General features: G+C 36.9%; 13 protein-coding genes. 6 read left to right on the top strand and 7 right to left on the bottom strand.

Features of this window, described 5'->3' with window-relative positions; translation table 11 throughout:
• Positions 1-39: 39 nt before the first annotated feature.
• A complete protein-coding gene (locus tag Q7C23_RS09520; protein ID WP_375032305.1) occupies positions 40-2757 on the bottom strand; it encodes an alpha/beta hydrolase-fold protein in 2718 nt (905 codons plus the stop codon).
• A 25-nt stretch (positions 2758-2782) separates the two neighbouring features.
• Positions 2783-4501 (bottom strand): glycoside hydrolase family 43 protein, encoded by a 1719-nt coding sequence (locus Q7C23_RS09515; RefSeq protein ID WP_375032304.1) that lies wholly within the window; start codon positions 4499-4501, stop codon positions 2783-2785.
• 789 nt (positions 4502-5290) lie between these two features.
• On the opposite strand from Q7C23_RS09515, the gene Q7C23_RS09510 reads away from it, so the two are divergent.
• The 3 genes from Q7C23_RS09510 (at position 5291) to Q7C23_RS09500 (ending at position 8504) form a co-directional block, all read left to right on the top strand.
• On the top strand, positions 5291-6157 hold the full coding sequence (locus Q7C23_RS09510; RefSeq protein ID WP_375032303.1) for a class I SAM-dependent methyltransferase: 867 nt from the start codon (positions 5291-5293) through the stop codon (positions 6155-6157).
• A 67-nt stretch (positions 6158-6224) separates the two neighbouring features.
• Positions 6225-7952 (top strand): tetratricopeptide repeat protein, encoded by a 1728-nt coding sequence (locus Q7C23_RS09505; protein ID WP_375032302.1) that lies wholly within the window; start codon positions 6225-6227, stop codon positions 7950-7952.
• Positions 7953-8144: 192 nt separating this feature from the next.
• Complete coding sequence (locus Q7C23_RS09500) at positions 8145-8504, top strand: hypothetical protein (RefSeq protein WP_375032301.1); 360 nt, start codon at positions 8145-8147, stop codon at positions 8502-8504.
• A 7-nt stretch (positions 8505-8511) separates the two neighbouring features.
• Here the strand turns inward: Q7C23_RS09500 and Q7C23_RS09495 are convergent, their stop codons facing one another.
• The 5 genes from Q7C23_RS09495 to Q7C23_RS09475 form a co-directional block, all read right to left on the bottom strand.
• On the bottom strand, positions 8512-8970 hold the full coding sequence (locus tag Q7C23_RS09495; RefSeq protein ID WP_375032300.1) for an RNA methyltransferase: 459 nt from the start codon (positions 8968-8970) through the stop codon (positions 8512-8514).
• A gap of 111 nt (positions 8971-9081) precedes the next feature.
• The gene (locus Q7C23_RS09490; RefSeq protein ID WP_375032299.1) at positions 9082-9831 is read right to left on the bottom strand and encodes a LuxR C-terminal-related transcriptional regulator; all 750 of its coding nucleotides are present in this window, start codon (positions 9829-9831) and stop codon (positions 9082-9084) included.
• Positions 9832-10361: 530 nt separating this feature from the next.
• The gene (locus Q7C23_RS09485; protein WP_375032298.1) at positions 10362-11192 is read right to left on the bottom strand and encodes a Ca2+-dependent phosphoinositide-specific phospholipase C; all 831 of its coding nucleotides are present in this window, start codon (positions 11190-11192) and stop codon (positions 10362-10364) included.
• 322 nt (positions 11193-11514) lie between these two features.
• Positions 11515-11943, bottom strand: coding sequence for a response regulator (locus tag Q7C23_RS09480; RefSeq protein WP_375032297.1), 429 nt, complete (start codon positions 11941-11943; stop codon positions 11515-11517).
• Between the two features lie 14 nt (positions 11944-11957).
• Complete coding sequence (locus tag Q7C23_RS09475; protein ID WP_375032296.1) at positions 11958-13244, bottom strand: ATP-binding protein; 1287 nt, start codon at positions 13242-13244, stop codon at positions 11958-11960.
• A gap of 780 nt (positions 13245-14024) precedes the next feature.
• Here Q7C23_RS09475 and Q7C23_RS09470 point away from each other — a divergent pair.
• Genes Q7C23_RS09470 through Q7C23_RS09460 form a run of 3 tightly spaced genes read left to right on the top strand, consistent with a single transcriptional unit; the run spans position 14025 to position 24555 of the window.
• Entirely contained in the window at positions 14025-14606 is a 582-nt protein-coding gene (locus Q7C23_RS09470; RefSeq protein WP_375032295.1) for a phage tail protein, read from the top strand.
• Between the two features lie 54 nt (positions 14607-14660).
• Positions 14661-15797, top strand: a complete 1137-nt coding sequence (locus Q7C23_RS09465; RefSeq protein WP_375032294.1) for an ABC transporter substrate-binding protein — start codon at positions 14661-14663, stop codon at positions 15795-15797.
• A gap of 16 nt (positions 15798-15813) precedes the next feature.
• Positions 15814-24555, top strand: coding sequence for a T9SS type A sorting domain-containing protein (locus Q7C23_RS09460; protein WP_375032293.1), 8742 nt, complete (start codon positions 15814-15816; stop codon positions 24553-24555).
• Positions 24556-24572 lie beyond the last annotated feature (17 nt).

Here is a 24572-nt window from a genome sequence, read left to right as displayed (position 1 = left end):
TTTTTTGTCTTTTGAATTCTTTTGAGGTATTCGGAATAATTAATTAAATAACAACGGAGCAAACATAAATAAATCATGTCTCCATACCGGCCAGGTATGACCGCCCGGATACTCGCTATATTGATATTTAATACCCATTTGATCAAACTTGCTCATCATGATTTTGCAATTTTCAAAAGCAATATCTTCTTTACCTCCCATTGAAATCCAAAAGTTTTTAATATTTGAATTAATAGTTGCGGTATTATTTTTCATGAACTCATATTGCGGTTCTGATAATGTTGCATTATTAGCCCACCAACCAGAACTAAAAACGCCAATACTGGAAAACAGATCTGAATTTTTAACACCCGCATAAAGTGTCTGCAATCCCCCCATAGACAAACCGGCTAAAGCCCTGTTTTTAGCATCTGCTGCTACTTTAAAATTACTTTCTACAAAAGGGATTGCGCCCATTTTTAATTCGTTTTCAAAAGCTTTCAATGCATTTTCATTGAAACCAGCTACTCCTCCGGCACTTCCCATATTACCGTCAAGCATGGCAATCACCATTGGTTTAGCTTTATTTTCGACTATTAAATTATCTAAAATTAAATTGGCTTTACCCTGAGTTGCCCATCCGGTTTGGTCTTCGCCTCCTCCATGCAAAAGATATAAAACAGGATATTTTTCGGTAGAATTGTCGTAACCTGGTGGTGTATAAACATACATTTCACGCCACGAATTAGTTGCTTTCGAAAAGTATTTTGTAATTCTGATATCGCCATGTGGTACTGTTTTTAAAGCATAAAAATCTCCTTCTTTATTCGGAATTTCAATACCGCTTGCCATACGTCCCATGCCGTAAAACGTTTCACTTGACGGATCGGCTACAGCCACACCATCAATAAGCAACGAATAATAATTAAATCCTTTATTGATCACATCTGTAGTAACGGTCCATAATCCTTCGGTATCTCTTACCATATCATACTTTTTGCCTAAGTCAATTTGTACTTTTGAAGCTTCCGGAGCTTTAACTTTAAAAACTACACGATTGTCTGGCAATATTTGCGGATACTTTGCATTACGAATGTTAGTTTGTGCCGGCTCTCCTAAAATAGTATAGAATGGAAAAAGGGACTGATCAACAGGCTTAAATAAAAACTGCGAATACATGTACAAACCGTTTTTCCAAACTTTAAAATCATGAACTCCCGGCTCGATATAATAGATATGAGGTACATTATTTTTAGCTAAATATTCGTGGGTTCGTCTGCTATTTTCGATAAGCCAGTCGTTATCACCACAAGAAATCCAAAGCAGTTTTAATTTCTTTTTTGCTTCTTCCGGATTCGGAACTAATTCTTCGGGTTTTTTAGTATTTGGAGCCGCTGAGAAGGCGCCTACCCAGGCAAATTTGTCCAGATTGCCTAATCCGAAATTCAGTGACTGTCCTCCGCCCATAGACAAACCGGCAATAGCACGATGTTCTCTGTCTTTGTAAACAGGATATTTTTTTTCGATAAACGGAATTAAATCATTGAGCAGATCTTTTTCAAAAACCGCAAATGCCTGTACTTTATCCGAAGCCATTATATTTCCGGTAGCAGTATCGTCTTTCATCGCTCTGCCGTTTGGCATTACAACAATCATCGGTTCTATTTTTCCTTCAGCATACAGATTGTCTAATATAACCTGCGGATTTCCTCCGTTTAGCCATTCCTTTTCATCACCACCAATTCCGTGCAAAAGATAGAGAGCAGGATATTTTTTCTTTTTATTGAATCCCGGAGGCGTATAAACCGTAACCTTTCTTACCGAACCTACTGTTTTAGATTCATAAGTAATACTTTCTATTTTTCCGGATGGAATATTAGAATTTAACTGATCAAAACCAACCGGCGCCTGCACTCTTAAAGGCGTTTTACCTTCTGAGAATTTATAACCCAGTAAGTATAGCATTTTATCAGCATAACGTCTTCCCAATTCTCTGTAACCTGCCGCATTAAAATGTAAAAAATCAGGCTCAGCAGTGCATCCTTTAGATGAAATCACATAAGAGTTCGATATTGTTTTGGGCAGTGTCGCAATAATTTTGTTCATGCTTCCACATTTACCATTCTGATCTTCATTCACAGTTTCTCCTGAAAGCAATGGAACTTTTTTTGGATCGAGATTTAAATCTTTTATCAAGTTATCATACACTATTTTTACCTTTTGAGGCCAAAGTGTATCACCAGTATTAGATTCACCCTGATGCAGCAAAATACCTTTAATAACGCCATTTTTTTGTGCAATTTTTGCCATCTCCACAAGTCGTGCGTAGGGATTGTTGTCATACTCTTTCAGTATTCCTTTCATCCAGTCTGGTGCAGTTGCAACATATTCTGCTGTCTTATCTTTATCAAAAAGTTCAATTTTGCAACCACCAACCGCTACATTTATAACCCCAACTTTTATATTTTTAGGCAAATTGGCTACCATGTTTCTTCCAAAATAATCAACCGGCGTTAATCCGGTACTACAGCGACATAGTGGCGGTATTGCGGTATACCAATTTCCATTTGTACGATTAAGATCAGGACAATTTACGACTTGCAAAACCTGAAAACGATCATCAACGCCAACTTTATCCTGTGCTTCAATTTTAGCATAACCTTCCATATTAGATTGGCCAAAACTCAAATAAACGTGAAAACTCGGATCTTGGGAATATCCTTTTTGTGCTATTAAAAAAAGAATTGCAAATACGAAATACCTAATTATTGATTTCATTATATAAATATTTTAAGTCCTGTCATTATTTTACCTGAGCATCATTTGAAGCCGTAGCATACAAGCCTACTAATGCTCCTGTAAAACCTCCGGCCACATTTGTTGAAAGAATATCACCTGAAACGCTTCCTCCTAAATTTTCATAATCAGTACCATTTAAAGCATAGCTAAATTCGTAACTATCTCCTGCTGCTTTTACCTGCAAACGGATATTTTTCTTGATTTCAATTTTAGCACTTGCAACAATTTTTGATGCACCTTTTTCAGTTCTTTCCAATAAAACATAAGTGTCTTTGCCTTTTTTCGTTATACCAAAAACGTAATTAAAACGCTCGTTCTGAAGGCAAACAATTCCTGCCAGATCTTTTTCAGATGCTGGTTTATACTCCAGTGTTGTTGCAAAAGAAAAAGTATTATGTTGCTGTCTGTAAAAAAGTGTTGATGTTGGTTTCACTTCTTTAATATTTACTGCAAAAGGCTTAATCTCGAGACCTTTTTTAGTTACCGAAGTAAATTTTTCGCGAGGTCCTCTTAGACCTATCCATCTGTAATCTAATTTTTGAGAAGTGAAGTTTTCAATAAACGTGAAATTACCATTCGGGAAAAATCCGTCTTTTCCTGTTTTGTTTTCAGTAACACCTTTAGGCATTTTTATTTTTGGCTCCAGAGGAACTAATCCATTTTCGAAAACAGGAAAAACTCCAGACCAATCAACCGGAAGCATAAAAGTTTCACGTCCCGTATTTACACGGTTTTTATCATTAGGACGGATACCCAGAAACACTCCATAATATTTATTATCCGGTCCCTGAACTAAATCTGCATGGCCAGCCCAGTCTACTTTATGGGGCCTGTCTTGCGGAAAGTATCTTTGCGTAAGAATCGGATTATTTGAAGATGGTTTAAAAGGCCCTTTTGGACTATCACTAATAAAAACAACTTCGCTATGATTATCACCTGTACCACCTTCTGCACACATTAAATAATAATGTCCGCCTTTTTTATACAAATGCGGTGCTTCGATCCATATTGGTTTTTTTGAAAGATCTACACCTCCGTCTACTATAATTTTATCAGTACCTGGAATTACTTTATCATTTGCAACATCATATTCCCACACTTTAATGACACGATGGCCTTCATATAACTCTTTTCCTTTATCAGGAGCATCGTTATGAACGATATAACCTTTACCATTATCATCAAAAAATATACAAGGATCGATTCCGTTAAAATCTAATTTTATTGGACTTCCCCAACCTTTCATAGGATCTTTTGTTTTTACTATGATATTACCCATATTACCCGTAAACGCAGTCACAATCATATAGAAAGTATCATTGTGAGGGTTATATGTGATACCTGGAGCATATACACCCTGACTGATACCTGTATCGTGAGGGTTAAATTCGGAAACATTATTTAATACGCCTCCCAAATCTGTCCAATTTACTAAATCTTTAGAATGGAAAATCGGTACACCCGGAAACATAGCAAATGAAGAGCAAACCATATAATAGTCATCTCCTTTTCTGGTAATGGCAGGATCAGGGTAACATCCTTGTAAAACAGGCGAATAAAATTCATCTGATTTCAATAAGTACTTTTTGTAAATAGTATCGTCGCCTGTGTAGACCACATTAGAAAAGACGGGCCCTTTGCCAAGTGTACCTTCAAAGTTTACCCCATTAAAAGAGAAAAGAAATAATAATGATAATAGTAAAAATATCTGTCGCTGTTTCATTTTAATTGTTCTTGTATTACAACATCTCCTGGAAATGTTTAGGTTATATAAAAAAGTAATTGAATCCAAAAGCTAATAAGTGTATTTATTACAAATATAAAAAAACATTTCAACACACAACCGGTTGCTTCTATAATTTTTTAATAATTACATAGAAAAAATCATTATAAAAAACAGTCTATGTAATAAAATTGATAAAAAATAATTATTTTATCAATTTTAATCAGCTTTAATTTTAGCGAAAATACTGTTTTGCCGTTTTTTTATTAAAAAAACAAAAGAATAAAAATAAATGGCTATAATTTTCCACTGACAGATTTCTTATTATTTTAAAGAAAAACTTTACTAAAGCGATAGGAACTAAATTGCTTACAGACTATAAAATAATTTTAAACAAGAAGATGTAATTCCTGTCTTGATCATTTTTAAACTGACTTTGAAGAAATAAATTCAAAATTTAATTAATTGAATAGGTTTAACGTTTTACAACTATCTTCTATAAAAAGGAAAATTTCTATTGCTGCTCTTCAAAATCAACTCGCTGAGATGTGAAGTGGATTATTTTTAATATTCTGACTCATTTAATTTTATTAAATAAAGGACAAAGAGAATCGAAAATTTTTCCTTGAGTACTCCTCTTATTTGGTTTACTAACACCCAATTTTTACACAACAAGTCGTACAGCATTAGATAGGATTAATCTAATTTTGAATGATTCAGGTCTTTTCATGTTTATTTTAAACCAGTAATAATCAATTTAATGTAACTTTAATGTAAAATACTGATATTATGAAAACTAACAACATGCAATTTGACCCTATCAAGTATAAAACCAACACTAGAGAACAATGGCAAGAAGCTGCCAATGCATGGTACAGATGGAGTAATACGCTTCATCAGTGGCTTGGCCCTTCAACCGACAGAATGCTGGAACTTGCCGGTATTACAAAAGGTAACCACGTTCTGGATATCGCTGCCGGAGCTGGGGAACAAACCATTACTACCGCAAAGAAAGTTGGAACATCTGGTTCTGTTTTAGCTACCGATATTTCACCAAATATTCTTGAGTATGCCAAAAAAATGGTCAGTGAGAATGGCTTAAACAATGTTAAAACAAGAGTAATGGATGGTGAAAATCTAGAACTGGATGATGCATCATTTGATGCTGTAATTTCGAGGGTTGGTTTGATTTATTTTCCCAATCAGCAAAAAGCATTGAAAGAAATTTTAAGGGTATTAAAACCAGGTGGGAAAGTAGCAGCAATTGTTTATTCGACCCCAGAAAAGAATAAATTTTTCTCAATACCTGTTTCCATTATTCGAAACCGAGCTAAATTGCCCCCACCACTATTAGGTCAGCCTGGTCCTTTTAGTTTAGGTTCTGAAGGTGTTATAGAGAAAGCGTTTACTGATGCCGGATTTGTTAATGTAAAATCTGAGCTTGTTGATTCACCACTACATTTATCTTCAGCAGCGGAATGTGTACAGTTTGAAAAAGAATCTTTTGGTGCCTTGCATCAAATGTTAAGCACTTTATCAGATTTGGAGAAAGAATCTGTATGGCTTGAAATAGAGAATGAACTTAAAAGTTTTGAATCAGATAACCGTTTTGTCGGCCCTTGCGAAATGATTGTAGCAATGGGAGAAAAAAAATGAAAATAGAGAAAATGAATTATTGACTCTAGTAGTCTTTTATAAATTTAAGAACGTAAAAAATGAAATCATGCGAAACATTTTCTATTTATTCTGCTCAATTTTAGTTTGCTGTTCCTGCAATCGGGATACAAAAAACAAAACCACTAAAACAAGTAGCGTGACCAATAATTACAGCTGCAGTATACCCGAAGTTTCAGACAAAAGCTGGTATTCATCAGGTAAAAAAGCACCTTTATTTACAGGACTAGATGGATTTAATTTTCTAATAACTACAAAAAATACAGAAGTCCAAAAATATTTTAATCAAGGATTAATGCTTTCCTTCGGATTTAATCATGCCGAAGCAGCACGTTCCTTTTTTGAGATTACACGTCAAGAACCTCAATGCGCGATGGGATGGTGGGGTTATGCCTATGTTCTTGGCCCCAATTACAATGCTGGTATGGAAAAAGATAATTTTATATGGGCTTTCGACGCTGTAAAAAAAGCAAAGACATATTCTGCATCTTGTACTGAAAAAGAAAAAGATTTGATTAATGCTTTAACACAACGCTATTCTAAAGATACGACAATTATACGATCAGTACTCGACTCATCCTATGCTGTGGCCATGCGAAAAGTATATAAAAAATATCCTAAAGACGTTATGATAGGCGCCCTTTTTGCAGAATCCTTAATGGATCAACATCCTTGGGATTTATGGAATAAAGACGGAAAACCGCAGCCTTGGACACCCGAAATAATAAGAGTACTTAAAGAATGTTTGGTGATAGAACCAAAACATGCTGGCGCAAACCATCTTTATATACATGCTGAAGAAATGTCTCAACATCCTGAAAATGCAGAAAGCAGTGCCGACTTGCTTTATAATTTAGTTCCGGGTTCCGGACATTTGGTACATATGCCATCACATATTTATATAAGAACCGGACGTTACCATGATGGTGTCACTGCTAATCAAAAGGCAGTCGAAATTGACAGCTTGTATATTGATGCATGTCATGCCCAGGGAGCATATCCCCTAGCCTATTATCCTCATAACTATCATTTTCTTTCGGCCTGTGCCACATTAAGCGGAGAAAGTAAACTTGCCATAAAAGGTGCATTTGCAACGGCTAATCATGCCCATAAAAAACTGCTTCGTGACCCTGCATGGTCCACATTACAACATTATTACGCTATTCCCTGGTATGTTCAGGTAAAACTTGGTTTATGGCAAGAGATCCTAAATGCTCCGCCGCCAGAAAAAGAGTTAAAATACCCATTGGTAATCTGGCATTATGCGCAAGGAATGGCAATGTTATCTAAAAATCAAACAGTCGAAGCAAAAAAACACCTTGCCTCCATGAGAAAAATAATGACCGATCCTAAAATAAAAGATTTAACAATTTGGGGAATCAATAGCGTATTTGACTTATGTGAAATTGCCTCGAAAACTTTGGAAGGAGAAATTTATGCCCGAGAAAAGAAATACAGTCAGGCAATTCTACTTTTGAAAGAAGCCATGGCAAAAGAAGATGCCCTAAATTATAATGAACCGCCAGATTGGTTTTTTTCCGTCCGTCATCATTTAGGCGCAGTTTTGATTAGTGCAGGAAAATATAATGATGCTGTAAAAATATATGAGGATGATTTAAAAAACTTTCCCAATAATGGCTGGGCTTTTAAAGGGCTTGTTGTTGCTTTCGAAAAACTTGACGACAAAAAAAAATCTACCGAAGCAAAAATTAGCTTTAACAATGCCTGGAAATATGCGGATATTGAAATTACTTCTTCAAGGATATTGCAAAACTAAATTAGTTCAAAATACCTTGCATACCATCTGTCAAATATATTTTTATAAATTTGCTCCAACCAATGGATTAATGTGTTCTTAACAAGATTTTAGTACAAACTTAACTTGATTCTACATTCTACTAGAAAAGAATCAAGTTAGCTTGTTTCTGTTACATCTTATTTAGCTCCATAATTCTGCATCATCAAATAAATGACTATACAAGATTTAATTGGCACCTATTCTATTTCCGGAAGCAATCAGGATGAAAACCAGGAACTAACTTATAAAGGTATTTTGACTTTATCGTTAGATAAAAACAACCGAATTATTGCGCATTGGGTTATTAGTAATACACAAGAGCAAAAAGGTTACGGTTTCTTTAAAGACAATATTCTGGTCATTAATTTTAACTACAAAGGAGAAAACAATAAAACGTTTAAAGGAGTTGCTGTTTACCGATGCATAACCAAAGACGTATTGGACGGCTTTTGGTCTGAAAAACACGGAAACCCACTCTATTTAGGAACGGAATATTGTTTAAGAATGGAAAGTATTGAGAGACTAAACTAAATATTATTTAAGAACGAGGTTTAGGTAAGTTTCTGTCGTACATAATAATAGTTCCAGCTACTGCCACGTTTAAGCTTTTTACTGATTTAAACTTTACCAGATGATGGCATTTAGCCATTACTTTTTTGGATAAACCATGATCTTCTGCTCCTAATAAATAAACACAACGTCTTGGATGTTCAAAGGTTTCCAAATCTGAAGCTCTATCATCTAATTCAACACCAACCAATCGCGCACCTTTAGGTAAATTTTCGAAAAAAGCTTCAAAAGTATCATAATGAAAATAAGGAATTGCTTTTACTGCATCATGAGTATCGCAGGCTTGTTTGGCATATCGATTACCAATTGTAAATATAAAAGTAGCACCTAAATTTTGAGCCGATCGCCACAAAACACCCAAATTTTCAGGTGTTTTACCATTTTGTATCCCGATCCCAAAATATTCATTTATAAAATTATCATTCATAAATGCAAAAGTACAAACTGTAAGCAGATAAATCAATTTTTTATTGATCCGAAAGAAAAGCCTTTTGTTTGTTATTCCTTTAATACTAAATATTCGTTTTTCTAAAGCTGATTAAATTATTCCCTGAATAATACAATTCTTTATCAGTTCAGCAGTATTTTTAGAACCAGATTTAGCGAGTATATTATTGCGATGTGTTTTTACTGTCAATGGACTGATGAAAAGTTTCTCGGCTATTTCAGTATTATTTAAGCCATTTCCTATCTCTTTAATAATATCAACTTCTCTTTTAGAAAATTCAAATCCTTTAGCATCCAAATCAAGACTCAAATTCATAAAAGATGGTTCGCCATTAAGTCCAATAAGTGATATTTTATAGGTATTAAAAGAGCTTAAATGATCTATGCGTGTATGGATATTTAATGATTTTCCATAACCACCGTTATCATCCATTGTCAGCATTAATGCCTGATGATTAAACAATACATAATCACCGTTTTCTATTCGGCACCTATGACTGTAGCTTATTTTATAACTTAATAGTTTTTCACGCCCAATATCTTCATAGAAAAATTTTGTCAAAAAGGCTTCTGCTTTTACTACAAACTCAATATCCTCCGGATGGATGGCACCTAATACATCATTAAAAGTTAAGGTTTCAGGATCAAATCCATGCATTTCAAATAAAGACGGACTAATATGCGAAAGCGACATATCAAAAAAATCTATTATATAAAAAGAAAATGGACCTGTACTAATAATTGAATTCGTAAGTTCATCAAAAGAGATTTGATGGGATGTTGTTTTGACAGTCCGATTAGACTCCCAAACATTGTGAAGATTTTGTATTTCCGGCAGCATAATAAACAAGTAATTTTATTAAACGTATGTTAAAGCAAATTAACATAAAAAAACGTTTAAATCAAATTAATTGCATAGTAAGTGATCAGAAGCACAGCTTCTAACACCTTTTGTTGTCCCGGTTAGATCAAACTGTTTAATCCCTGCTTTTATAAAATTCTCTTATACTGACAGCAAGCATTAAAGCTAAAAACAAATAAAGTATAATTCTGATAATCATTTTCGTGTAGTATTAAATTTCTAAAATGCCTTTATTAATTATCTAAAACCTCTGATACACTGCTATTTTTTAATACCTATTGTACACAACAAACTTACTTCATATACAAACCATTTGAAATACACCAAAAGGAGTATATTGGAAGAACTCTAACTTTCATTAAGACAACTTTTAATTTCTATAAAACAGCTAGGGGTTTTAGTAAATTCATTTAGTAGCTTAGCTGTTATAATTCAAACTAAAAAAACTCCAAAATCAAAAGACTTTAGAGTTTTTAAAATTTATTTGTTTTTGAGATCCAAATTTAGTGTTATCTAATTTTAATTGGTGAAGAATCAGACATCTTGGCCCAATCTGTTCCATTTATTTTATCAGTTGAAATTACGGTATACCCCAAAGCCCTTAAAACTTCCCATTCATTCTTTTTTTCGGCTCCATAAACTCTAATTAGGCGACTATAAGAAAGAGACTCAAATGTTTGTTTCATTGCGTCACCAGCCTTTATGTTGAATATTACAATATTAGGAATATCACCCAAATGACTTGTACCATTTATATCACAATCACTAAAACAGCGTCTTTCTGAGGGATCTGTATTAGAGTATCTTATTTTCCAGTCCTCATTTCCGCTTAAGCAGAATAAGAACTTACCAGTCATTGTATTAATTTTCTTCCATCCATAAACTCTGACATTATCATAAAGGCCTGCTCTTTTGTCTGGCATAAGAAACCCAGGATTGTAAATTTTATCATCTCCAAAATAGAGTTGCAGGTAAGTATCGATTTCTTCATGAAATCTCTTGTAGCCGCCTCCTATGCTCTTGATATCTAAATAAACTATAACAGGAAGGTGATTCGGGTTTGCATTATGCCATTCGATCATTCGATCAAGATAATGTTTAAGCTTTGTTTTTCCAGGTGTAAAATGTGAAACGGTAAAATAATCATCCTTTATCTCTATGTATGGTTTATATTTAGAACTGTGCCTCCAAATATCAAACTCCAGACACAAACACCCATTATCAGCAGGGTCTGCAGGATTAAAAGTTAGCTGTTGGACCGTCGAAGGCTTCTTATCCTCATAACTGTTATGTGATCCTTTCATTTGCACTTTGTAAAATGATTCTTCTAAGTTTGCCATCTTTTTATTTTTTAATATTAGACAAGAAAACGATTAAAGTATTACTCAAAATCGCAAACCAAATTTATGTTTCTCATTTTATTTTTCCACACGTATAAATACTCATTTTCAATGCATTACATTTTATATTGTTATTTCACAGAGTTATATTAATTTAGAAACCCGGTGTAATTTTGTTTTTAGGATGAACCACTTCACATTTCCTAAATTAGAAAACCTCCAAGAATCAATACTTTTGGAGGTTTTTAGATTATCTTGAATGACACGAAGTTTGACCAGATAAAAAATCAATAACTGTTAAGTTTGCCAATACCTCGTACTATTATTTTTTTAAGGAAAACTCATACTCAATAAGCCTGAATTTTTCCTGATCAAGCGGTTTGTTAAGAAAGCGAAAAATAGCAGGATCATTTTCTGCCCGTTTAAAATCATCCGGATGTAATGATGTTGTAATCATTAAAATAATACAGTTACTTTTTATTGTTTCTGAAAGTTTAGCATATTCTTCCAAAAATTCATATCCGTTCATTCCGGGCATATTGATGTCTAAAAAAATCAACTGCGGAAGTAAATCAGGAGTAGCTTCTAGTGATCTAATATAAACGAGAGCCTCAAGAGCCGATTCCTGTAAAATGATTTCTTCTGCAAAATGATACTTTTCAGCCATTCGTTTTGCAATATAACGATCTGTTGGATTGTCGTCTATTACGAGAATTTTTTTGAAAGATGATTGAGTAATTTCTTGATTCATTTAATGATGATTGGTTATTTATTTGGTATTTTAATTAAGAAAGTCGTTCCTGCGCCTACTTCCGATTCTACTTTTATTTCTCCGTTGAGTTTGTTTACTGCTTCTTTTACAATGTACAGCCCTAGTCCTGAACCTACTGATTCATGGGATACACGATAAAACATGTCAAATATTTTTGAATGTACTTCTTCGCAAATACCAATACCATTGTCCTGAATAGTAATTCTTGTTTCAGTTTGGGATGTTTCTATTTTAATACGGACAAAAGGATTCGAAACTCCTGGATTTTGATAACGAATAGCGTTTGAAATAAGATTGCCCAGAATGGTAATAAGACGATTTTTATCCGAGTAAACAGAAGTTTCACCTGAGATTTCAATGATAAATTCAATTGTTCTGTTATTATCTCCTATAAATTTTAAATTTTCAGTTACATCATTAAGAAGTTCCCTGAAATTAATTTCCTCCATCTTGACCGCCATACGAGAATTTCGCGAATAATCAAGAATGTCACAAATAAAACCATCCAGTTTCTTGGCACTTCTGTTCAACATTTTAAGATGCTCCCGTGTGATCTCTTCAGCAGTATCATCTTTGGCTATTTCAATCAGACCAAGCATTGAATTAAGTGGAGCGCGCAAATCATGGGAGGTACTGTAAACAAACCGATCAAGTTCATAATTGGCTGTTTTTAATTCCTGATTTTCTGTTTCCCTTTTATTAAAAATTAAGTCAATGTGTGCTTCACTATATTTTTTAAACTGATAGGCCCATAAACCACAAATTGAAAAAATAACACCTGCCAATATCATATGGATGATAAAAGTCTGCAAGGGCATATAATCTAACTGAGAGAAATAAATTTCATCAAAACCCTTGTACTGAAAATAGCCGAATAATCCATGGTGGATTGCTACAACTAACATAAGCGGTATTTGGAGTTTCCAGTTTTGATACGTAATAAGTATTGCACTGGCAATAAATGCCATAAAATGCATTTCAAACATCCCATGCATCTGGTAAATAAACTGAGCCATATAAATCCCCAATACAACACTGAGAACATACTGATACAAGTTTGATTTTGGTAAAGCTATTTTTGTGGAATAATAGGCTACAAGTAATAACCCTCCAACCCCTATTGCAATTTGCCAGGTGTCATAATAGAATGCGAGAAGCAGTCCGACAACAAAAAAACTGAAAAGAAAATAATTAATTAAGTGATCTGATTTTTGTTTTATTATAAAAAGAAAATCCTGAATATGTAAGGATTGTTCCAGGTCTTTAATATCTTGTTTCATTTTAATTATTGCAATTTGGGATCTTACCAAATTATATAAAAAAACGATAACAACAAACTATAATTAAATATATCACACAATTATTCGTAATTTTTCCTGAATTAAACAACAGTTTTAAAAATATTAAGAAGTGTTTAATAAACAGTATCTCTTTCAGTCATACAGTTATTGTATTCTTAAAAATTTATCATAAAATTAAAAACGGTAATCCTTTGATTAATTGCATTGCTTATATTTTTACAAAAAAAACAATGCAAAAAAACACCTTTTATTTTTTTAAAAGGCCAGTAACTACATTAAACAAAAAAATAACTTCTAGCTTAAGATATCATTAATCAAAGAATTTTGTTGCTCCCTTGTTAATAAATGTGGCGTAAACAAATCGTTTTCTGCTGTCCATTTTCTTTCCATTTCGAAATAATTTGAGGGAGCTATTGTTTGATTTTTAAGATGTCCTAAATTCTTTCATTTCGGAGTAATAAATGCTGGAGATTTTCTCAAAGTAAGGATCTGTAGGTTTAATTCTTTTGGGAAGTCTTCAGTTATAACTACTTAATGTTGTAAGACAAAGAAATTTAAAATCTTTAACACAAGTATCAAAATGCTCTATTTAAAAGCAACAAATAGCATTCAAGTTGTTATTTAACAGAAAATAAGATACATAACTAAACTTCGTCTCAAAAACAGGTATAACTACCTATTCCTACAAGATTCATATAGTCTAATTTTGTATCATACTGAAATACTGACAAATACAATAACCAATTAAACTAAAAAATCATGAACGAGACTTATTTAGGAACAATTCTAGCTTTTGGATTTAGCTTCACGCCGAGAGGTTTTCAACCATGCTCAGGACAACTTATGTCAATATCACAAAACAGCGCGCTCTTTTCCTTACTTGGAACAACCTTTGGTGGAGATGGGCAAAACACATTTGCGCTACCTGATTTAAGAGGAAGAACTCTTATAGGCCAAGGAACCGGAAATGGCTTAAGTCCTGTTGTTCCAGGACAAATGAGTGGAACTGAAAACACTTCACTATTAATAACCAACATGCCTTCGCATACACATGCTCTTGTTGCGGGTCAGGCTAATGTTTCTACAGTTGCTAATGCATTAAGCGGAGGTACAATAACCAACGAGACTGATAGTGGAAATAACTCTTTTGCTGCAGGTAACGCTGTTCCTAATATTTACAGTGAACCAGGAGGTACAAATAACCTAATTGGTGGTATAGCTTCGACTATCAGTGGTATTACTGGTGTGGCTGGTGGCAATCAGCCCTTTAGTATCCGCAATCCTTATCTGGGTATAAACTACTCCATCGCTACAGAAGGGATATTCCCTTCCAGAAATTAATACAATATAAATGAACAGAGGTAATTATGCCTCTGTTTTTTTTAATCTTATTTTATGGACAAGGCTATTAAAATTGGGATCCTGATTCCAAAATCGCAACAATACCCAACATTAGACAGAGATTTTATCAGAGGTTTAAAGCTTAACAATCTCGATGTCAATTTTTTTGTGGAAAGTATTGGAATTGGTGCAGATGAGAAAATGATAATTGAGAAAATACAAAAATTAAATTTCCAGGAAGATATATCTATTATCATTGGCTTTTTTGGACATTATAATATTTCTGAAGTTTATCATTATGCTTCAAAAAATGATATTTTACTGCTTGTTGCAGATACCGGAGCAACGATACCCTATGAGACAGCTGCACACAGAGGTGTTTACATTAATTCTTTTGGGCTAACAGAATCTTGCTATCATTTAGGCACTTATCTAACAGCTAAAAACTATCAGAAAATTGTAACCTCAACTTCGTTTTACGATTCAGGTTACGGTATGTTAGCTGCGATTGAATATGCTTTTAAAGAAAACCCTATTTTTTCAGGACACTATATCACTCCTTTTGTACCACGAGAAAATGAATCTGCATACATGGATAAATTTATTAATTCGCACGATCCTGATGCTGTTTTTGCTTTCTATAGCGGTCTATATGCTGAGGAAAATGCTGATTTTATAAATCAAAATAAAATCACTAAAAAGTATCCATTTTATGTAACTCCGTTTTCTATCAACGATAAAATTTTAGAAGAATATAAGATTGAGCCCCACGAACTTTACGTTGTAAGCTCCTGGATGCAAAATGATAGTACTAGTACCAACTTTACCGACGAATATAAAAACAAGTATTCAGATGCGCCATCCGTCTTTTCTATTTTAGGATATGAAAATGGGCTGATAATAAAAACCATTCTTCGTAATACCGAGAGCAATACTGGTATAAGTTCTTTAATTGAAGAAATTGATAAACTAAATATTTCCGGTCCCCGAGGGAATATTGAATTCGATAAGGGTACAAACAGAACAATGTTTGATCACCATATGTATAAATTAAATTTTGATTCTAATGATGATATCAGTTTCAATAAAATAAAAACATTCGTTAATGACGGGCATTTTATTAAAGCTTTTACTTCATCTAATAAACCTGAAAAAGCAGGCGGCTGGCAAAATGCCTACTTATGTCATTAAACTAAAATTTTATGTTATGAAAAGAAAACTACTCACATTTATCGTCTTTTTGTGTACCTTTTTTGTACAACAAAATGTAAATGCCCAAACTACTCTGGCAGCAGGTGACATAGCTTTTATTGGCTATCAAACCGCTGGTTCAGATGGTTTTTCTTTTATTACCCTTAAGGCTATGAATACAGGCACGCTCTTGTATTTAACCGAAAAAGGATGGGGTAACGGAACCTGGATTTCAGGTAGTACCGAACCACATTTATTATGGACGGTACCGGCATTTACACCCGCAGGGACTATAGTATCAATTGTTGAAACTGCAACGGCAGATACTTTCACAGTAACAGGAACAACACCGGCCTCGATCACATTTGCGTTAGGAACAAGCTTTAATTTATCTGGTGGTGACCAGATGCTGGCCTATCAATCTTCTACTGGTCCGCAGCCTGCATCACCTACATTTATTGCAGGTGTACATGCAGATTATAATCTTAGTGACTACGATACAACTACCAAATGGAATACAACTGGAGCAACTGGAGGAAATTCAAGCTCTTTGCCTCCGGGCTTAACTAATGGAGTAAATTGTGTTTCATTATTTCCCGGAGTAGCGGAAGTCGCTAACAGCAAATATACAGGTACATTAACAGGCACTGTCTCTGCTTTATTAGCCAGCATAAATAATTATGCAAACTGGTCACATAATGCAACTACTGATTTAGGAATAACTCCTTCAGGTTATGCAACACCTGCCGTATCTACTGTGGTAGTTGCAACTGTTAGTACTGCTACAGCTTCAAGTGTTAAATCTGTTTCGGCGATAATGGGTGGTACTCTAAGTGCAGATGGCGGTGACCCATCTGTACAAAAAGGAATAGTTTGGGCTACAACAGCTGCTCCAACCATTTCTAATAATAAAGTTCAAAATGGAACTGGAACTGGCGCATTTAGTGCAACTATTACCGGACTCCCTTCTGGTTCTACTATTCATTACAGAGCATATGCTACTAATACTGCCGGTACCAGTTATGGTACAGAATTAACACTCAATACAACTGCCGGTCTAAGTACTTCATCTACACCACAAACTGATATAAACTGTAATGGCGGAAACAATGGTATCGCTACTGTTGCTGTAACAGGTGGTACTGTACCTTACTCTTATTCTTGGTCACCGTCTGGAGGAACCGGAGCAACGGCATCTTCACTTGTTGCCGGAACCTATACCGTAACTATCACTGATGGTGAAGCAACACAAATCACAAGAAGCTTTAACATAATACAGCCTTCTGTACTTAACGGCACTTCTTCTACAACTGCAGTTTCATGTTTTGGAGGATCTAATGGTACTGCAACTATTACTCCGTCAGGAGGCGCAGGCGGATATACTTATTTATGGTCTAATGGGGCGACAACTGCGACCGCTTCAGGACTTTTGGCAGGAACTTACAGTGTAACCATTACAGATGCTAACGGATGTCCAAAAACGATATCTGGTATTACTGTTGGTGGCCCTACTGCAGCTCTTAGCGGAACGGCTTCTACAACACCGGTTTCTTGTTTTGGAGGAAATAATGGTACAGCAACTGCTGTTGCAATTGGAGGAACGGGAGCTAAAACCTATCTATGGTCTAACGGAGCAACAACTGCTACAGCTACATCGCTTATAGCCGGAACATATAGTGTTACTATTACAGATGCGAACGGATGTCCATTCCCTGTAACTGGTATTATTGTAGGGCAACCTTCTACCGCCGTTAGCGGAACTATAAGTAAAACAGATGTTACTTGTAATGGAGGAACTAATGGTAGCGCTACTGTTACACCAACAGGAGGAACACCTGGATATACCTATTCATGGTCACCAGCTGGAGGAACTGCCGCTACAGCAACAGGTCTTGTTGCCGGAACATACACCGTTACAATTACAGATGCTAATTCGTGTCAAACAACTGAAACTGTCACTATTACTCAACCTGGCGAATTAATCGCCACACCAGTAGCGCAAACTAATATAGGATGCCATGGTGACGCTACCGGATCTGCTACGGTAAATGTAACAGGAGGAACTGGTGCGTACACTTATTCATGGGCACCGTCAGGAGGTACTGGCGCAACAGCTTCAGGATTAACTGCCGGAACTTATACAGTTACAGTTACAGATGAAAATGGATGTTTTGCGACACAAAGTTTTACAATTAATGGTCCATCAGCTGCTTTATCAGCAACTACCGCATCGACAGGTGTTAGTTGTTTTAGTGGATCAAACGGTACAGCTACTGTAATAGTATCGGGAGGAACACCATCATATACTTATTTATGGGCACCGCTTGGAGGGACTACCTCGAGTATCACAGGAAGACCAGCAGGAAACTATACATGTACTATTACAGATGCAAATGGGTGTACCTTAGTTAAAAATATTACAATCTCAACTCCCTCGTTAGTAGCTATAACAACTTCTAAAACGGACGTGTCTTGCAATGGAGGATCTAACGGTTCAGCTAGTGTAACTGCATCTGGAGGAACACCCGGTTATACCTACTCATGGGCTCCATCTGGAGGAACTGCAGCCTCTGCCTCCGGTTTATCAGCAGGAACTTATACTGTTACCGTTACAGATGCCAATACTTGTACCTATACTGCAACTGTCACAATAAATGAACCAGCAGTTTTAACAGCAATGACAGCTTCAACCGACCAACTTTGTAATAGTCAAGCCAATGGAACAGCATCAGTAATGGTCTTAGGTGGTACACCCGGATATACTTACCTATGGTCACCTTCCGGAGGAACCGCATCTACAGCGACAGGATTAGCAGCAGGAAACTACTCTTGTTTAATTACAGATGCAAAAGGTTGTTTCATAACTAAAAATTTTACAATTAATCAACCTGCAGTATTATCAGCAACAACTTCACAAGTAAATGCGACTTGTAATACTGCAGGTCAGGCAGGTGTTACTGTATCAGGAGGAACAGCGCCATATAATTATTCATGGGCACCTTCTGGCGGAACGGGAGCTATAGCAACAGGATTACTTGCAGGAAATTATAATTGTTTTATTAGTGATGCTAATGGTTGCACCTTATCTAAAAATTTCATAATTACTACTACAAATACGCTAGTTGCTGCTGCATCACAAACTGATATTCTTTGTAATGGTTCAAACACAGGTTCAGCCTCTGTCGTTCCATCAGGAGCTCCGGGGCCATTTACCTATGTTTGGGCGCCATCGGGAGGTAATGCCGCTACAGCCAGCAATCTTACTGCAGGAAATTATAGTGTAACCATAACTGCGGCTAATGGTTGTTCAATTGTAAAAAACTTTACAATTACCCAGCCATCGGCACTGCTAGTTACTCCATCACAAACTAATATATTGTGCAATGGTACAGCTACCGGATCTGCTTCTGTTTCAGTGACCGGAGGAACCGGTGCATACAGTTATGCATGGGCTCCGTCCGGAGGTACTGCTGCAACTGCAACAGGACTTAGTATGGGAACATACACAGTTACTATTACTGATGCTAACTTATGTCAGACTACGCAATCATTTACAATTACAGAGCCTGATGCTCTTACTGCTACAATAGCCCCAACAAACGTGAGCTGTAACGGAGGAACAAATGGATCTGCAACGGTAACTACAACTGGTGGAACTGGTGCATATACTTATGTTTGGGCTCCGTCAGGAGGAACTGCTGCAACAGCAACAGGACTTACTGCAGGAACTTATATCGTAACCGTTACGGATGCTAACAGCTGTACTACAACTCAAAGTGTTACTATAACTGAACCAGCTCTATTAGTCGTTTCTGTGGGAGGTCAAACTGATGTTACCTGCAACGGACTTAACAATGGATCTGCAACTGTAAACATAACAGGTGGAACTGGAACTTATACTTATGCTTGGGCTCCATCAGGTGGAACTGGCGATACAGCAACAGGACTTAGTCCGGGAACTTACACCGTGACCGTTACTGATGCTAACAGTTGTGCTGCTACTCAAACTTTTACAATTACAGAACCAGCTGTTTTAGCTGCTTCTATTACAGGTCAAACAGATGTTACTTGTAATGGTCAAGCCGATGGATCAGCAACCATAACAGCAACGGGCGGAACTGGTACCTATACTTATTCATGGGCACCTATCGGAGGAACGAATGCAACAGCAACAGGACTTGCCGCAGGAACCTACACAGTAACCGTGACAGATGCCAAAAGCTGTACTACAACTCAAAGTGTTACTATAACTGAACCTAATGCACTTACTGCTACGATAGCTCCAACAAACGTGAGCTGTAACGGAGGAACAACAGGAGCTGCAACCGTAACCGCAACTGGCGGAACTGGTCCGCATACATATGCATGGGCTCCTTCTGGAGGAACTGATGCCACTGCAACAGGACTTGCAGCAGGAACTTATACGGTAACCGTGACTGATGCTAATAACTGTACTACAACTCAAAGTGTTACTATAACCGAACCTAATACACTTACCACTACAATAGCTCCAACAAACGTGAGCTGTAACGGAGGAACTACAGGAGCTGCAACAGTAACCGCAACTGGAGGAACCGGCACATACGGTTATTTATGGTCTCCAACGGGTGGAACTGCTGCAACAGCAACAGGACTTACAGCTGGAACTTATACCGTAACGGTTACTGATGCCAATAGCTGTACTACAACGCAAAGTGTTACTATAACCGAACCATCTCTATTAGCTGCTTCCAGTGGAGGGCAAACTGATGTTACCTGCAACGGATTTAATGATGGATCTGCAACCGTAACCGCAACTGGTGGAACTGGTACATATACATATGCATGGTCTCCAGCCGGAGGAACTGCAGAAACTGCAACAGGACTTAATCCGGGAATTTACACTGTGACCGTTACTGATACTAACAGTTGTACTGCAACTCAAAGTTTTACAATTACAGAACCCGCTGTTTTAACAGCCTCTATCACAAGTCAAACGGATGTTACTTGTAATGGAGGAACAACAGGAGCTGCAACCGTAACCGCAACTGGTGGAACTGGTACATATACATATGCATGGGCTCCGTCAGGAGGAACTGACGCAACAGCAACAGGACTTACTGCAGGAACTTATACCGTAACCGTGACTGATGCTAATAGCTGTACTACAACTCAAAGTGTCACTATAACCGAACCTAATACACTTACCGCTACGATAGCTCCAACAAACGTGAGCTGTAACGGAGGAACAAATGGAGCCGCAACTGTAACGACCACTGGAGGAACTGGCGCATATACTTATGTTTGGGCACCTACCGGAGGAACGGATGCAACAGCAACAGGACTTGCTGCAGGAATTTATACCGTAACGGTTACAGATGCCAATAGCTGTGCTACAATTCAAAGTGTTACTATAACTGAACCATCTCTATTAGTCGCTTCTGTGGGAGGTCAAACTGACGTTAGCTGCAACGGACTTAACAATGGATCTGCAACGGTAGCCGCAACTGGTGGAACTGGCGCATATACGTATTCATGGTCTCCAGCGGGAGGTACCGCAGCAACTGCGACAGGAATTAGTGCAGGAACTTATACCGTGATCGTTACTGATGCTAACAGTTGTACTACTACTCTAAGCTTTACAATTACAGAACCAGCTGTTTTAGCTGCTTCTATTACAGGTCAAACAGATGTTACTTGTAATGGTCAAGCCGATGGATCAGCAACTGTAACAGCAAATGGCGGAACTGGTGCGTATACATATGCATGGGCACCTTCTGGAGGAACTGCCGCAACAGCAATAGGACTTGCTGCAGGAACTTATACCGTAACCGTGACAGATGCTAATAGCTGTACTACAACTCAAAATGTCACTATAACTGAACCTAATACGCTTACTGCTACGATAGCTCCAACAAACGTGAGCTGTAACGGAGGAACAAATGGATCTGCAACGGTAACTACAACTGGAGGAACTGGTGCTTATACATATGCATGGACGCCATCTGGCGGAACTGCTGCCACGGCAACAGGACTTACTGCAGGGACCTATACCGTAACTGTTAAGGATGCCCATAGCTGCACTGCAACTCAAAGTGTTACCATAACCGAACCGTCTCTACTAACTGCTAGTATTGGAGGTCAAACTGATGTTAGTTGCAACGGACTTAATGATGGATCTGCAACAGTAACTGCAACTGGAGGAACTGGTTCATATACTTATGCATGGTCCCCAGCCGGAGGTACTGCAGAAACTGCAGCAGGACTTAGTCCGGGAACTTACACCGTGACCGTTACTGATGCTAACCGTTGTACTGCTAATCAAAGCTTTACAATTACAGAACCAGCTGTTTTAGCTGCTTCTATTACAGATCAAACAGATGTTACTTGTAATGGTCAAGCCGATGGATCAGCAACTGTAACAGCAACTGGCGGAACTGGTACTTATATATATGAATGGGCTCCATCCGGAGGAACTGACGCAACAGCAACAGGACTTGCCGCAGGAACTTATACCGTAACCGTTACTGATGCCAACAGCTGTACTACAACTCAAAGTGTCACTATAACAGAACCTAATGCACTTGCTGCTACGATAGCTCCAACAAACGTGAGCTGTAACGGAGGTACTACAGGAGCAGCAACTGTAACGGCAACTGGAGGAACCGGCACATACAGCTATACTTGGGCTCCTATGGGTGGTACTGCTGCAACGGCAACAGGACTTACAGCTGGAACTTATACCGTAACGGTTACGGATGCCCATAGCTGCACTGCAACTCAAAGTGTTACCATAACCGAACCGTCTCTACTAACTGCTAGTATTGGAAGTCAAACTGATGTTAGCTGCAACGGACTTAATGATGGATCTGCAACTGTAAACGTAACAGGTGGATCTGGTTCATATACTTATGCATGGTCCCCAGCCGGCGGTACCGCAGCAACTGCAACAGGGCTTACTACAGGAACTTACACCGTGACCGTTACTGATGCTAACAGTTGTAGTGCAACACAAGTCTTCAATATAACCGAACCGACCCTATTGACTTCAAATATAGCATCCCAAACTAATGTTTCTTGTAATGGATTAAGTGATGGCTCAGCAATTATTACTGTTACAGGTGGTGTTGCTCCTTATAACTTTTTATGGTCTAATGGTAGTACAACAAAAGATATTAGTGGCTTAGCTTCAGGTATCTATACCCTAACAATTACTGACGCTAATAATTGTTCTGCTACACAATCTGTAACTATAAGTACTATTCCAGATGTAACTCCGCCAGTTCCTACTGTTGCAAATCTTCCGGAAATCACTAATTATTGCTCTGTTTTAGCAGCACAAATTCCAATTCCAACAGCAACAGATAATTGTGCCGGAATTATTAATGCAACAACAACTAGTCCTCTGAATTATACTACTGACGGAAGTTATGTTATTACATGGAGTTTTAATGATGGCAGTGGAAATATTTCAACACAGAATCAAACTGTTAAAGTTTTAAATTCTCTTATCGATCAGGTAACTTTCAATAATACTGAATTTACTTTTGATAGCAATGAACACATAATACAGGTAGCAAATCTTCCTGCGGGCGCGAGCGTAGTTTATTCTACTGTTCCGGCAACGGGAACAAATAATGGTGCTACTAACGCCGGTATTTATGCCGTTACTGCTACAGTAACACCATCAGCAGCCACGCCAAATTGCTCACCAGTCATTTTAAATGCAAATCTTACAATTAAAAAAGCGGCGCAGCAAATTACATTCGGAGTTTTAGCACCAAGAATTCTTGGAGGTAATAACAATTTTAATTTACAGGCTCTTTCTAATTCAGGTTTACCAATACGTTTTTCATTTACCTACACTTCTGCCCTGCCGCCGGCTGATGTTTCACCAAGTGGTGTAGTAAGCATGTTAAGATCAGGAGAATTGCTAATTACGGCTCATCAGGATGGAAATGAAAATTATCTTCCGGCAGCAAGTGTTTCGCAGCTTCTTATAATCAAAAACAATGATATAACAGTACAAAGTATTACTATTGGAACTAAAGTTTACAATAGTCCTACCAAAGATATTAGTTACCTTATGTCATGTGGAGAAAATAATCCTAATGTCGCAATTTTAAATCAAACAAACGCCACTATTATACCGGGCGCTAATTTCTCTATTGCAACTCCAAAACCTGGGATTTACACACAAAATGTAACCATTACTTCGCAAGACGGAACTGCAACGGCTACTTATACTATCAAAGTAGAAAAACCATTTGCTTTTTATGACATTGTGAAGCAGAAGTTTAACAACATACTTCTTGTAAACAATAATCCGCTAACAAATGGAGGTTATGTATTTGTTTCTTTCCAGTGGTTTAAAAATGGCCAACTGGTAGGAACCGGTCCTTATTATTCAGCTGGAAATGACTCAAACTTTACATTAGACCCTTTAGCTACATATAGTGTAAAAATGACTACTCTGGATGGAAAAGTATTGAAAACATGCGACGCTAACATTGTATTGCAAAATTCTTTGCAGGCCAAACTTTATCCTAATCCAATTGAAGTTGGAAAAGTTATTACTGTTGAAGCTGATTTTCCTCAGGAAGAATTACAAAATATGCAAATAACGCTTTATTCGGTTGCTGGCAAACTGATTAAAACTGTTCAGTCATCTAGTGTGATAACTGAAATACAATTACCTGAGACAACTGAAAGCAACATGTATCTAGTTGTTCTTGAAACTAGTAACATCAAAAAATCATTCAAAGTAATTGTAAAATAAATAATCTGCCGGTACTA

Source organism: Flavobacterium sp. LAR06 (genome assembly GCF_041946075.1).
Classification (GTDB): Bacteria; Bacteroidota; Bacteroidia; order Flavobacteriales; family Flavobacteriaceae; genus Flavobacterium.
This window is presented reverse-complemented; position numbering and strand designations above follow the sequence as displayed.

Coding starts and splice junctions, on each gene's coding strand:
- Q7C23_RS09515 (WP_375032304.1), bottom strand. CDS start 4,501: ATGAAACAGCGACAGATATTTTTACTATTATCATTATTATTTCTTTTC.
- Q7C23_RS09460 (WP_375032293.1), top strand. CDS start 15,814: ATGAAAAGAAAACTACTCACATTTATCGTCTTTTTGTGTACCTTTTTT.
- Q7C23_RS09475 (WP_375032296.1), bottom strand. CDS start 13,244: ATGAAACAAGATATTAAAGACCTGGAACAATCCTTACATATTCAGGAT.
- Q7C23_RS09505 (WP_375032302.1), top strand. CDS start 6,225: ATGCGAAACATTTTCTATTTATTCTGCTCAATTTTAGTTTGCTGTTCC.
- Q7C23_RS09470 (WP_375032295.1), top strand. CDS start 14,025: ATGAACGAGACTTATTTAGGAACAATTCTAGCTTTTGGATTTAGCTTC.
- Q7C23_RS09500 (WP_375032301.1), top strand. CDS start 8,145: ATGACTATACAAGATTTAATTGGCACCTATTCTATTTCCGGAAGCAAT.
- Q7C23_RS09480 (WP_375032297.1), bottom strand. CDS start 11,943: ATGAATCAAGAAATTACTCAATCATCTTTCAAAAAAATTCTCGTAATA.
- Q7C23_RS09485 (WP_375032298.1), bottom strand. CDS start 11,192: ATGGCAAACTTAGAAGAATCATTTTACAAAGTGCAAATGAAAGGATCA.
- Q7C23_RS09495 (WP_375032300.1), bottom strand. CDS start 8,970: ATGAATGATAATTTTATAAATGAATATTTTGGGATCGGGATACAAAAT.
- Q7C23_RS09520 (WP_375032305.1), bottom strand. CDS start 2,757: ATGAAATCAATAATTAGGTATTTCGTATTTGCAATTCTTTTTTTAATA.
- Q7C23_RS09465 (WP_375032294.1), top strand. CDS start 14,661: ATGGACAAGGCTATTAAAATTGGGATCCTGATTCCAAAATCGCAACAA.
- Q7C23_RS09490 (WP_375032299.1), bottom strand. CDS start 9,831: ATGCTGCCGGAAATACAAAATCTTCACAATGTTTGGGAGTCTAATCGG.
- Q7C23_RS09510 (WP_375032303.1), top strand. CDS start 5,291: ATGAAAACTAACAACATGCAATTTGACCCTATCAAGTATAAAACCAAC.